14 protein-coding genes are annotated in these 12,109 nt (G+C 38.9%); 13 read left to right on the forward strand and 1 reads right to left on the reverse strand.

Translation table 11 applies throughout. From position 1 onward, the window contains the following. Positions 1-247: 247 nt before the first annotated feature. Positions 248-391 carry a YvrJ family protein gene (locus tag K0R93_RS07275; RefSeq protein WP_300299489.1) on the forward strand — a complete coding sequence of 48 codons (144 nt, stop codon included), beginning with the start codon at positions 248-250 and terminating at the stop codon, positions 389-391. A 121-nt stretch (positions 392-512) separates the two neighbouring features. Continuing rightward, positions 513-1,124 (forward strand): hypothetical protein, encoded by a 612-nt coding sequence (locus K0R93_RS07280; RefSeq protein WP_300299491.1) that lies wholly within the window; start codon positions 513-515, stop codon positions 1,122-1,124. An 11-nt stretch (positions 1,125-1,135) separates the two neighbouring features. On the opposite strand, the gene K0R93_RS07285 is transcribed toward K0R93_RS07280, so the two are convergent. Beyond that, positions 1,136-1,591, reverse strand: a complete 456-nt coding sequence (locus K0R93_RS07285) for a YaaR family protein (protein ID WP_300299493.1) — start codon at positions 1,589-1,591, stop codon at positions 1,136-1,138. Positions 1,592-1,819: 228 nt separating this feature from the next. Here K0R93_RS07285 and recD2 point away from each other — a divergent pair, with 228 nt between their 5' ends. From recD2 to csrA, 11 genes are all read left to right on the forward strand, one after another. Further along, the gene (gene recD2, locus K0R93_RS07290; RefSeq protein WP_300299495.1) at positions 1,820-4,045 is read left to right on the forward strand and encodes an SF1B family DNA helicase RecD2; all 2,226 of its coding nucleotides are present in this window, start codon (positions 1,820-1,822) and stop codon (positions 4,043-4,045) included. 79 nt (positions 4,046-4,124) lie between these two features. Further along, positions 4,125-5,615: a sensor domain-containing diguanylate cyclase gene (locus K0R93_RS07295; RefSeq protein ID WP_300299497.1), complete on the forward strand. Its 1,491-nt coding sequence runs from the start codon at positions 4,125-4,127 to the stop codon at positions 5,613-5,615. 231 nt (positions 5,616-5,846) lie between these two features. Then, positions 5,847-6,593: a ComF family protein gene (locus K0R93_RS07300; protein ID WP_300299499.1), complete on the forward strand. Its 747-nt coding sequence runs from the start codon at positions 5,847-5,849 to the stop codon at positions 6,591-6,593. A 116-nt stretch (positions 6,594-6,709) separates the two neighbouring features. After that, positions 6,710-7,120 (forward strand): MerR family transcriptional regulator, encoded by a 411-nt coding sequence (locus K0R93_RS07305; RefSeq protein ID WP_300299501.1) that lies wholly within the window; start codon positions 6,710-6,712, stop codon positions 7,118-7,120. Between the two features lie 79 nt (positions 7,121-7,199). Then, the gene (locus tag K0R93_RS07310; protein WP_300299503.1) at positions 7,200-7,475 is read left to right on the forward strand and encodes a flagellar biosynthesis anti-sigma factor FlgM; all 276 of its coding nucleotides are present in this window, start codon (positions 7,200-7,202) and stop codon (positions 7,473-7,475) included. 57 nt (positions 7,476-7,532) lie between these two features. Continuing rightward, complete coding sequence (locus K0R93_RS07315; protein ID WP_300299505.1) at positions 7,533-8,030, forward strand: flagellar protein FlgN; 498 nt, start codon at positions 7,533-7,535, stop codon at positions 8,028-8,030. Between the two features lie 11 nt (positions 8,031-8,041). Then, complete coding sequence (flgK, locus tag K0R93_RS07320; RefSeq protein ID WP_300299506.1) at positions 8,042-9,640, forward strand: flagellar hook-associated protein FlgK; 1,599 nt, start codon at positions 8,042-8,044, stop codon at positions 9,638-9,640. 46 nt (positions 9,641-9,686) lie between these two features. Then, a complete protein-coding gene (gene flgL / locus K0R93_RS07325) occupies positions 9,687-10,646 on the forward strand; it encodes a flagellar hook-associated protein FlgL (protein ID WP_300299508.1) in 960 nt (319 codons plus the stop codon). 31 nt (positions 10,647-10,677) lie between these two features. After that, a complete protein-coding gene (locus K0R93_RS07330) occupies positions 10,678-11,244 on the forward strand; it encodes a DUF6470 family protein (RefSeq protein ID WP_300299510.1) in 567 nt (188 codons plus the stop codon). Positions 11,245-11,341: 97 nt separating this feature from the next. Continuing rightward, positions 11,342-11,791 (forward strand): flagellar assembly protein FliW, encoded by a 450-nt coding sequence (gene fliW / locus K0R93_RS07335; protein ID WP_300299512.1) that lies wholly within the window; start codon positions 11,342-11,344, stop codon positions 11,789-11,791. Between the two features lie 11 nt (positions 11,792-11,802). Continuing rightward, positions 11,803-12,027: a carbon storage regulator CsrA gene (gene csrA, locus K0R93_RS07340; RefSeq protein WP_300299514.1), complete on the forward strand. Its 225-nt coding sequence runs from the start codon at positions 11,803-11,805 to the stop codon at positions 12,025-12,027. The last annotated feature ends 82 nt before the right edge of the window (positions 12,028-12,109 follow it).

Below are 12,109 nucleotides of genomic sequence, written 5' to 3' on the forward strand. Positions count from 1 at the left end.
CACTTTTTAAATTTTTTCCTAAAAGAACAGAGTACGTAATTTCTACGTACTCTGTTCTTTTAGGCATCTACTCACAATGTCTTAACTTAATGACATTGGGGATTTCCTCGAGTATTTTATTAGAGGCTAAATTTTAGAAGCAGGTTAAGGCTAAGGTTAAGGTTAAAAGAAATGGACTAACAGAGTGGCACCTAAGAGTACTCAACCTCAACCTTAGCCTCAATCCTTAATAAGGAGGTGAAATACCGTGGAAGAGGTCTATAGTCAGATTGCCAATCTGGGATTCCCTATTGCCGTTTCAGTGTATCTATTGGTTAGAATCGAGGGAAAATTAGAGTATCTCAGTGCGAGCATTCATGAGCTGGCCAAAGCGGTGACAGCCATGAAATAAGGAGAAAAGGGGATGTTTTCATTTAATTGGAAAACATCCCCTTTTTCATTGGACATATAAAAAAGAATAGGATATAATAAAACGTAACCAAACATATGTTCTGATAGTGGGGTGAAAACTTATGAAATTTGATCAGATCCTTGAAAAAGGAATCTATGCATTGGAGCCAACCTATATGCCATCAAAGGGAAATGTTACCAAAATCATTGGAGCTGATGGAAGCATCTATATCGATAGTCGGGTTGTGAAAACGGTTCTTAAATCTATTTGTAAGCATTACGCAGTTCACATAGAGCACTGCAGAGAAAAGTACGGAAAGATGATCAACCAAAGGCTCAGTGTACCCCTGCCTATCCATAAGGATCTGCTCTTGATACCTGTAAAGGTTAGAAAACCAATGTTTGCTAATGATGGGGCATGTGGTTATATCAATCTACATGGCATAGAGGTTATTCAAGGTAAGGACGAAAATACGGTGTTTGTATTGAAAAATGGCGCAGAGATTGAATGCATGCACCGACTCAGAACTGTATATCAGCATGTAAATAATGCACGGCTTATTGCTAGGCAGTATTCCTTATTCGGAGATGATCAAGAGGGTTATGATAGGGTTCATGAGTTTTACGAACTGTATCATACACCAGCAACAAAGGGAGATATAGAATTGTTGAAGAAGGAGGTTCTTGAGCTAATCGCGGTGCTGAAGAAGAGTTTAGTAAAAAAAGGCCCTTAAGGCCTTTAGGATTACATGAATGTATCGATGAGTAAACCGCGGATGTCATCAACTTTTTTAAGAATACGAATATTGTCTTTTTCATTACTGAGGAAATCTTTGGTTAGGCTTTCTAGCTCTCGATTGACTTCTTTGACGATGGAGAAAACCCTATGTCTCCCACGACGATCCAGAAAGCTCTCTTTGGAAAATTGATAGGTGTTACGAACAGCCACATCTAGAAAGTTTTGAACGAGCTTTTTGTACTGTATCAAATCTCCCAAATAGAGCTTTTCATTAAATTTATCGGCTTGTTGGTCGATATCTGCCAGCAAATTGGTCAATTTTTCTGGAACAGTATTGCCTTTTAGCTGCTTTAGACGTACTTCAAAGCTGGAACCAAAATCCTTTTCAGCTCTAGCAGGTTCCCTGGACATGGTTTTTCCAAAGACATTTTGCTTATTGATATCTGTAACCTTTAGACTCATGGATTTCTCTCCCAACAATAAAGGATTGTATAATACTAGAAGATTATTATAATGACTATATTATATTTCGGCAAATGTTTGAAAAAAAGTTATAGTCTTTTCTAAAAAAAGCAAATACATCACTCATTCATAAAACCTAGTTTACCATGAGTTATCTCAAATGTATATGGTTTTTGAATGCACACATTGTGCTATAATAGTACTATTAAAGTCCATCAGGAGGAAGCTATGTCTGTAGAAATCCAAGGAATATTAGCAGAGATTATTTTTCGCAATGATGCCAATGGCTATATCGTAGGTGTCCTGGACACAGATGAAAAACCCGTGACCATTGTGGGTTATATGCCCATGATGAATCAAGGGGAGAGTCTTGCTGTTCAAGGTAAGTGGATTCAGCATCCTGTCTATGGTGAGCAGTTAGAGATTGCATCTTACAGACAGGTTACTCCTACGACCCTTGAAGGCATTGAAAATTATCTGGCTTCAGGGGTAATCAAAGGTATAGGTGCAAAGACTGCAAAAAAAATTGTGGATCAGTTTGGGAAGGATGCTTTAGACGTGATTCAGTACAATCCCCATATGCTTATGAAGATCGAGGGGATTGGACAGGCCAAGGCCAATATGATTGCAGAAGCCTTTCAAGAGCAGCGGGAGCTTCGAGAAGTGATGCTGTTTCTTCAGCAGTTTGGGGTAACACCAAATTATGCGGTGAAGATCTATAAGCGCTATGGTGACGAAGCAATAGGACGTATCAAGGAGAATCCATATCGACTGGCCGATGATATTATTGGCATAGGATTCAAGATGGCTGACACCATTGCCAAACGGATGGGTATAGACCCTCAATCCCCTTACAGGGTGATGTGTGGGATTAAATATATGTTGGGACAATACAGCCTTGAAGGGCATACCTATATGCAGCGGGAAGAACTGATTGGATCTACAGCAAAGATGCTGGAAGTCCATCGAAATCTGGTGGAGGAGGGTATCACCAACCTTGCCCTGAATTATGATATTCAGTTGGAGAACCTTGAGGGGGAGATTGTAGTATTTGGGATGCCCTACTACTACGCTGAGCTATATGTATGTAAGAAATTGGTGGAGCTTGGACAAGGTGAGATCGATAACTTAACGGATGGGTTAACGGCTGAAATAGACAGTCTTGAAAAAAACAGCGGAATTGAGTTGGCAGAGAATCAAAGGACAGCCATAGAAGCTGCTTGCAAAAATGGTGTGCTGGTCATCACGGGTGGTCCAGGTACAGGAAAGACCACAACCATCAATAGCATCATCAAAATATTTGAAAACCAAAATTTGACCATGGCCTTAGCTGCGCCTACGGGAAGAGCGGCAAAAAGGATGAGTGAAGCCACGGGAAGAGAGGCAAAGACCATTCACAGGCTGCTGGAATATTCCTTTGGGGAAGATGACGCCGCCATGGGCTTTACCAAAAATGAAGAGGAGCCTTTGCCGGTGGATGTGGTAATCATCGACGAGATGTCCATGGTAGATATTTTATTGATGAAGGCTTTGATGAAGGCCATTACCCCTGGAACCAGGGTGATCTTGGTGGGGGACGTGGATCAGCTGCCTTCAGTGGGACCTGGAAATGTATTGAGAGATATCATCGATAGTCAAATCATCCCCGTGGTGAAGCTGGATCAAATTTTTAGACAAGCCCAGGAGAGTATGATCATCGTCAATGCCCATAGAATCAATAAGGGGCAGTTCCCCCATATCAATAGTAAGGATAAGGACTTCTATTTTATTGGTAAAAAGAGTCAGGAACAGATTGCGCAAACCATTAAAGGTTTATGTAAGGAGCGTTTGCCTAAATACAATAATTTTGATCCTATCAAAGACATACAGGTTCTCACCCCCATGAAAAAAGGACAGGTGGGCATGTATCAGATGAACAATGAGCTGCAGGAGATCCTAAATCCACCCCATATCAGTAAAGAGGAAAAGGAAATGAAGGACAAGCGATTTCGGGTTGGGGATAAGGTGATGCAGATGAAAAATAATTATAATTTGAAATGGAAAAAGGTCGAGGATGAAACAGAGGGTGAAGGGGTCTTTAATGGAGACTTTGGATATATTCAACAGATAGATCATGAAGAGCGAGAAATGGTAGTGCTTTTCGACGAAGAAAAGCTGGTGAAATATGATTTCTCCCAACTGGAGGAACTAGAACTGGCCTATTGCATTACCATCCACAAGAGTCAGGGAAGTGAATTTCCAGTGGTGGTGATGCCTGTATGCTGGGGGCCGCCTATGCTCTTGACAAGGAATCTCCTGTATACCGCTGTAACCCGGGCCAAGGAGTTGGTAGTTCTGGTAGGGATAGAGGGTAACCTAAAGGAAATGGTGAATAACAATAGAATTATCAGGCGAAATTCAGGTTTGGGAACTAGATTAAAACGATTCTTAACAGAAAATCTTATCGAGTTCTAGAAAAATTTGTTCGTATTGTAGGAAAATTTTACAAATTGTGATAAAATATTCACATATCTTAGGATGGGGGGTGTTGTGGATGAAAAAGGAGTTTGGTTATGGAGCGTATTTTAAATTTTTTATGCTTATAACCTTTGCCATTGTACTTGGATTAAACCTGGTGAATATTCGAGACTGGAGTCTAGGTATTGTGGGAACTTTGCTGCCCATATGGATTCTTTTGAACTATATGCTGGGTGTTAAAGAAATGCCCAGAGGCAGCCGAATGAACCGAGCCTGGATAAAAATCATAGGAAACTTTATACTCTTTAGTATTTTGTTATACTATATAGGAGGATATACAAATTTATCCTATACATTGTTTCACTTTTTCATTATTCTTTCATCCACAGTGCTGCTATCGCCCTATGCAGGGCTGCTGATGCTGGGACTAAGTTTTGTGATTGCCCTGAAGGTTGTTTTCTCTCAAGCATATGTTTTAGATAATTTCATTATCCACAGCTATGCTTATGGCGGGGCTATGGTGATTGGCTATTTTATACGCATGGAAAAAACGCAAAAAAGTAAGCTGGATCATAAGGTAAGGGAATTGGATGCTTTATATAAGATTAGCAAAATGATAGATTATTTTCCAGGGACGGAAGAGATATTGGATAAGATATCAGTTATCGTAGGGGAGACCATTGATGCCGCCATGTGTTTAATCATGCTTTATGATGAGGAGCAAGAGCGCCTGACAGCAAAGGCAGGATATGGTTTATCAAAGGAGGTCATCAATAACTTTACCTTGAGGAAAAGTGAGGGGATCGAAGGTGAAGTGATTGAGAACAGAGGACAGATTACTTGTAAGGATATTGGGAATCTAGCAATTTATCAACGGTTATTTGATGGAAAGCTTGAGACCGTTACAGTCATCCCTTTATATTTGAGAAATAAGGTCATTGGCACCTTGAGTATATATGATACAAAGGACAAACATTATTCCTCCGAGGACATCGATCTATTGGATATGATGGGCTCTAGGATTGGAATGATCTTAGAAAATGATAAGCTCTATCAGCAGATTCACACGAAAGCGATTATGGACGGACTTACAGGACTGTATAACCATAAGCAATTCTATGATCGTTTAAAGCAGGAAATTCTCGATGCAAAGAGAACGGGATATCAACTGTATCTGTTGATGATTGATATTGATCGATTTAAGGCATTCAACGACCAATATGGCCATGTGGTAGGAGATCAAGTGCTGGTACAGATTGCAGAAACCATAAAGGGAAGCATTCGGGAGACGGATTATGCAGCGCGATATGGAGGGGAAGAGTTTGCCGTGATCCTGCCAAATGCAGATCATGAAACAGCCTCTAAGGTAGCAGATCGTATTCGAGGTAATGTGAAGAAAACAACGAATATGATTGATCAGCTCCGTGGGGAAGATGTAGATATTACGGTAAGTATAGGTATCTCTTGTTATCCGGATTGCTCCAATGATATTGTCAACCTAGTGGACATCGCCGATGTCCGTATGTATAAAGGAAAGGCCATGGGCGGTGATAAGATCATTGCGTAGGAAGCGCTACTCGCTGCTCGCCACTCGCTTCTGGGAAATGATTTTAAAAAGCTTGGCAAAGAAACTGTGTAATAGGCATGCCTATTACAAGCGTAGAAGGGACTTCAGTCCCTCAAAATTAAGAATTAAAGGAGCTTAGGCAGATCGCTTATCAATAACTGGTTTTTCATTCTTGGTATGTTGGGCGAGTAGCTAGCAGCGAATAGCGAGTAGCGATTAAGGAGGATTTCAATGGGGTATAAAACCATGGTCAATGATTTGCTCGAGACACTTCTTGATTTTGTTTATCCCCGAAACATCCATTGTATTCTCTGTGGTGAGGCGATTGAAAAGACAGACCCATATTCTCTATGTACTGACTGCCGTGAAGAGGTTAAGTTTATCACCGCTAGATTTTGTGAGAAATGTGGTAAACCTTTAGAATCCATGTATCTACCTCAGAAATGCCCTGACTGCATACAGAATGACCACTATTTCACAAAGGGTTTTTCCTGTGTGGAATACGATGACAAGATAAAAAAGCTGGTTTATGATTTAAAATACTATAATAAAAGATATTTGGCTTATCATATGGCGGAGATGATGACAGCGCGCTTTGTGAAACTTGGCTGGGATAAACCTGATGTGATCATACCCATCCCTTTACATCCAAGGAAGGAAAGGGAGCGTGGATTTAATCAATCTGCCCTCATCGCGAAATATGTGGGAAAATTTATTGGCGTTCCAGTGGAATGCAGGATTATTCTCCGGACAAGGGAAACAGAAACCCAGAACAAGTTGAATAAGGAAGAGCGAAAAGAGAATCTCAAAAATGCATTTCAGATGATGGAAAACGAGAAATTTACTAATAAAAAAGTTTTAATTTTAGACGATATATATACTACAGGCAGTACCATTGATGCCTGTGCAAAGGAATTGGGGAAAGCAAAACCAAAGGAAATCAATTTTATGACCTTTGCTACGGGAAGGAATTTGTAGAAAAATGTAGAATTATTTAAGTATATCGAAAGGCAGAAGGGACTTTGATCCCTTTATGAAATAGATTTTTTAGCATATGATATTGACGGCTGACCGCCATAAAGGGAGGATAAGATATGGGAGATATCAGAAATTGTAAGCAGTGTGGAAAGATGTTTCAATATACTGGGATAACCAAGATATGTGCCAAATGTGCCAGAGAAGATGATGAACTGTTTAAGATTGTAAAGGAATATGTATATGACCATCCTGGTTGTACGATCACAGAGGTTTGTGAGGAAACTGGGGTAGAGGATGACCGTGTACTACGCTATCTACGACAAGGAAAGCTTGAAATCACTGGAGAAGGTGGTTCCTTAGTGCTAGACTGCGAACGCTGCGGTGTTGCCATCAAGACAGGCCGGTTCTGTGATCCTTGTGCCCATGAGATTGAAACCGAGCTAAAAAGTGGATTTACGAAGTCTGTTGAGAAACAAAAGCCTGCTGGAAATAGGATGTTTACTGCTGAGTTGAACAAGAGAAGATAATTTTTTTAAAAAGCGTAAAGTGATACCCTGCTTTTGCCGATACTAGGAATAGAAGAATCGGTAAAAGTGGGGTGTTTTTATGAAAATCACAAATAATACAAATGTACAAAAGGTATTGGGTGCTTATAAGAAAAAGCTAGAAGGTGTTGAAAAGACTTCCAAGCTGAAGCAAGAAAATGATAAGGTAGAGATATCTGAAACGGCTAGGGAATTTCAAGTAGCATTAAATGCTTATAAGAAGCTGCCGGAGATAAGACAGAACAAGGTGGACGAAGTTACGAGACAGATCCAGTCCGGAAACTATAATCCCTCTGCGGAAGAAGTTGTACATAGTATATTTGATCGAAAGATCTAGTCCTATAAGTTGAAGGCATCCTGCCTTCAACTTCGTCTATGAATAAGGAGGAGCGTCATGTCAAAGTCCATTGAACAATTGATTGCAGTGTTGAAACAAGAGTGTGACTTATATAAAGATTATCTTAATTTAGCAAGCAAGAAAAAAACAGCTGTTATCAAGGGCGATATCAAAGAAATAGATCATATTACGAAGCTAGAACAAAACATGATTGTGAACATGGGAAAAGTAGATCAAATCCGAATCGCCATCATTGGCAATATTTTATTGGAAAAAAAGGTATCCAATGTTGAAAACATAACGGAACTAGCAAACCTCATAGATGAACCAAATCGATCGACGATTTTAAAGCTGAAGGATCAGCTGGCCGCTTTACTGGAAGAAACAAAAAATGCCAACGAACTAAATAGTGAATTACTGCAGCAAGCATTGGAATACGTTGAATACAACATGAACTTGATTACCAGTGCCCAGCCTAAGGGCAGCACCTATGGGAACAAAGCGAATGAAAAAGATTTAAAGATAAAACCAAACATTTTCGATGCAAAGATATAAGGGGGATTGCAATGCGATCAACATTTTTTGGATTTAATATAGCACGTTCTGGACTCTTTGCCAGTCAAAGAGCCCTTGATATAACAGGACATAATATTTCCAATGCCAATACACCAGGGTATACGAGACAACGATTAAATGTGACTTCATCAAATCCTATGACTCTACCAGGTGGACAAGGTATGATTGGTACGGGTGTTGATACCCATAGCATTCAACAAATGAGAGATCAATTTTTGGATTTTAAATACAGACAGGAGAATACTACTTCTGGACAATGGGATACTAGAGCAGGTTCTCTTCAACAAATTGAGGCGATATTGAATGAACCATCTGATAGTGGAATACGACAAGTTATGGACGAGTTTTATACCGCTCTACAAGAATTGAGCAAGGGAAACAATGCAGATAACCTCACGGTAAGGGCTCAGGTAAGACAAAGGGGAATTGCGTTATCGAATACTTTAAACCACATGTATACGCAATTAAAAGATATGCAGAAAAATATGGATTTTGAAGTGAAAACAACTGTTGATCAAATTAATGGCTATGCGGAGCAGATTGCAAATCTAAATAAACAAATATTTCAATTCGAGTTAGACGGCAGCCATGCCAATGATCTAAGAGATCAAAGAAACCTATTGGTTGATCAGTTGTCAGAATTAGTTGATATCGAAGTGCAGGAAAGTACAGATGGAAAATTTAAGATAGCAATTAATGGGATAGGACTAGTATCGCATTTTAACCATGAAAAGTTGGTTACTGTGAAGAGAACAACGGAAAAAAATTATGTCGATAATAAAGATTTATTAGATGTGAAGTGGGAAAATGGATCATCCTTTAGCTGTAGGTCTGGTAAGCTTAAAGGAATATTGGATATGCGGGACAACATGAATGGAAATGAAAAGGGTATTCCGTATTATATGGATCAATTGAACAAATTTACCACTGTTTTTGCTGCCAGGTTTAATCAGCAGCATAGGTTAGGTTATGGACTTTCCGGTGCAGATGATGGTATTGACTTTTTTAATTACCCAAATGGTGCATTAAATGATGTGACAGCAGCAGTAAACGCGTTAGGTACGTCTGATGAAGAAAAAATAGCAAAATTTGAAGCAGCCAATTCGGGAATGACCGTCTTTAAAGTAGGTACATCTTGGTATGAGACAAGCATCATTAATGCAGATCAGATTAACATTTCTACTGCGATAGAAAGTAATTTAAATAATATCGCAGCAGCCTTAAGTAACAGCGGGGGAGCACCTCCACTAAGTGGGTTACCAGGTGATGGAAGTAATGCATTGGCTTTACTAGATATGCGCCATGATGTAGGAATGTTTACATGGGGTAGTCCTGATGATTACTTTAAGTCTCTAATCTCTAATCTTGGCGTTGATGCCCAGGAAGCCATTCGTATGACTGATAATCAACAGGTGCTACTGAATCAGATTAATAATAGCAGACAGTCTATCTCGGGAGTATCCCTAGATGAAGAAATGGCAAATATGGTGAAGTTTCAACACTCCTATAATGCATCAGCTAGGATGATCACGACAATAGATGAAATGCTGGATAAGATCATCAATGGCATGGGCGTTGTTGGAAGATAGTAGCCAGATGAAGTAATAGTAGAAAACCAGGATTGGGGTGTTAAGTGTGAGAATCACGAACAGTATGATGAACAGCAAAATGCTTCAGAATTTAAATAACAACCTTCGTAGACTAGATAAGCATCAGATGAAATTAGCTACTGGTAAAAATTTTAATGTTCCATCTGATAATCCGGTAGGAGTGTCTAAAAGTCTTGGCCTAAATACAGCTATCTCGGAGTTGCAACAGTACAAGCGGAATAGTGAGGATGCTATTTCATGGCTTGAAATCACTGAATCTGCAATAGAAGATGTGCAGGAAATCATTCATAGAGCTAAAGAATTATCTGTACAATTAGGAAGTGGTACCTATTCTGATGCTGATAGAGTGAGTGGAAAACAAGAGATTGATCAGTTGAAAGAGCAATTGATTAAAATAGCAAACACCACTTTTGCAGGTAAGCATATTTTTACAGGGTTTAAAACAAATCAGTCTCTATTGGATGTAAATGGACTGTACACAATTGACACGAGTAATAATGAAAAGATGATGTTCGAAGTTGGTATTGGAGATACCATTGATATAAATATATTAGGGCATAAATTATTTGGAAGAACAGCTGAAGTAGCTCCCCCGTATACTAGCTTAGACGGAGTTTCGGTGGATACTGGCGAAGCAGTAATCGGTAACCAAGCAGAGTTGTTATCTGTTTTTGAAGATTTAAGTAATGCACTAGGTGTTAATGATCCTGCTAGAATACAAACTTCTGGGAAAAGATTGGATAAGCACTTAGAGAATATACTTAGTATTAGAGGTGAAGTAGGATCAAAAGTGAATCGCGCCGAATTAACCTTAAATCGCATACAAAAAGATATAGTTAATGTTACAGGACTATTATCAAAAAATGAAGATGCAGACATGGCAGAAGTGATCATGCAGTTTAAGAATGATGAGAATATTTATAGGGCATCTCTATCTACAGGCGCAAAGGCGATTCAGCCTACACTTATTGATTTTATTAAATAATTATCGTATCTGTTGATTTGGGGGTGCAACTATGGATTTACGCATAACAACGACATCAGCCCTGTTGGATATTCGTAGAATACCCGGTAAATTAGAAATTCAACAACCTAAAGCGGATATGGAGCTAAATATTGAACATCCTCGATTGGAAATGCAAACAGAACATGGACAGGTGGTCATTGACCAAAGGCAGTGCTTTGCCGAAGCGGGCCTTAAGGATATATTTCAGCTTACAACTGAAAACAGGGATTTTGCGCAGCAAAAACTAATGCAGAGCTTAGAGCGAATTGTGAGACAGGGTAATGAAATGTCTTCCATACATAGCGGATATGATCCTATTCCAAGTCAGGCGGAGGAGAATGCCTATGCATGGGATGATGTGGAAGTGAATATTGGCTTGATTCCTATGAGCAGACCTAAGATTGATTTCACTGGAGGAACGGTAGATATCACGATCAGAGAGGGAAGGATTAACCTGGAGGTAAAAGTAAATAAACCTATTATTGACTTTATACCAGGCAAGATAGAGCACTACCTTAAGCAAAAGAACAGTATAAATGTTGAATACGTTGGAAATAAACTGAACGTTACTGGCTAAACTAAGGGGAGAAACAATTCTTCCCTTTTTGAATAGCTTGAGTCTTTTAAAGAATGATTATCGAATGATATTAGATAGAATAGGGGGAATCAAAAGTATGCTGATTCAAACGAAAGATTTTGGAGAAATTGACATTCGAGTGGATGACATCATAACCTTTAAAAATGGATTACTAGGGTTTGAGACAATTGATAAATATGTTGTGATTAAAAACCCCGATCCTGAACTACCATTCCATTGGCTCCAGTCTGTGGATGAGCCTTGGCTAGCATTTGTGATTACTAATCCTTTTTTATTTAAATCAACTTATGAGTTTGATATTCCCAAACATACGATTCAGAGGTTAGAGATTGAAAATATTGACGATGTAATGATTTATTCCATTGCAGTAGTCCCTGAGGATATTCGAGAGATGACCATTAACTTAAGTGGTCCGATTATTATTAATACAAACAAGAAAAAGGGAGCGCAAATTATTATTGAATCCGGTAATTATCCAGTAAAGCATTTTATTTTTCAACAAAGCATAGATGGAAACATAGAGTAGGAGGCGAGACGATGCTGGTATTGACGAGGAAACATAATGAAAGTATTATCATAGATGGACAAATCGAAATCACTGTAGTTGCTAGTGAAGAAGGTAAAGTAAAACTTGGCATATCTGCTCCTAAGGAAATTAATATTTATAGGAAAGAAGTCTATGATGAAATACAAGCTGAGAATAAAGCTGCAGTATCCAGAAGCCTAGACATGATAGCACTTAAAAATCTTCTGAAAAAATAAAAAAAAGTTTCAAAAAAACGCTAAAGTTCTATAAAATCCATCCGATAATATAGTTGTAAAGAAAAATCATCAATCAATTTTG

The organism is Anaerosolibacter sp. (assembly GCF_029240175.1).
GTDB lineage: Bacteria > Bacillota > Clostridia > Peptostreptococcales > Thermotaleaceae > Anaerosolibacter.

Coding starts and splice junctions, on each gene's coding strand:
- K0R93_RS07310 (WP_300299503.1), top strand. CDS start 7,200: ATGAAAATCACAAATAATACAAATGTACAAAAGGTATTGGGTGCTTAT.
- K0R93_RS07295 (WP_300299497.1), top strand. CDS start 4,125: ATGAAAAAGGAGTTTGGTTATGGAGCGTATTTTAAATTTTTTATGCTT.
- recD2 (WP_300299495.1), top strand. CDS start 1,820: ATGTCTGTAGAAATCCAAGGAATATTAGCAGAGATTATTTTTCGCAAT.
- K0R93_RS07300 (WP_300299499.1), top strand. CDS start 5,847: ATGGGGTATAAAACCATGGTCAATGATTTGCTCGAGACACTTCTTGAT.
- K0R93_RS07315 (WP_300299505.1), top strand. CDS start 7,533: ATGTCAAAGTCCATTGAACAATTGATTGCAGTGTTGAAACAAGAGTGT.
- K0R93_RS07280 (WP_300299491.1), top strand. CDS start 513: ATGAAATTTGATCAGATCCTTGAAAAAGGAATCTATGCATTGGAGCCA.
- flgK (WP_300299506.1), top strand. CDS start 8,042: ATGCGATCAACATTTTTTGGATTTAATATAGCACGTTCTGGACTCTTT.
- K0R93_RS07305 (WP_300299501.1), top strand. CDS start 6,710: ATGGGAGATATCAGAAATTGTAAGCAGTGTGGAAAGATGTTTCAATAT.
- K0R93_RS07285 (WP_300299493.1), bottom strand. CDS start 1,591: ATGAGTCTAAAGGTTACAGATATCAATAAGCAAAATGTCTTTGGAAAA.
- csrA (WP_300299514.1), top strand. CDS start 11,803: ATGCTGGTATTGACGAGGAAACATAATGAAAGTATTATCATAGATGGA.
- fliW (WP_300299512.1), top strand. CDS start 11,342: ATGCTGATTCAAACGAAAGATTTTGGAGAAATTGACATTCGAGTGGAT.
- K0R93_RS07330 (WP_300299510.1), top strand. CDS start 10,678: ATGGATTTACGCATAACAACGACATCAGCCCTGTTGGATATTCGTAGA.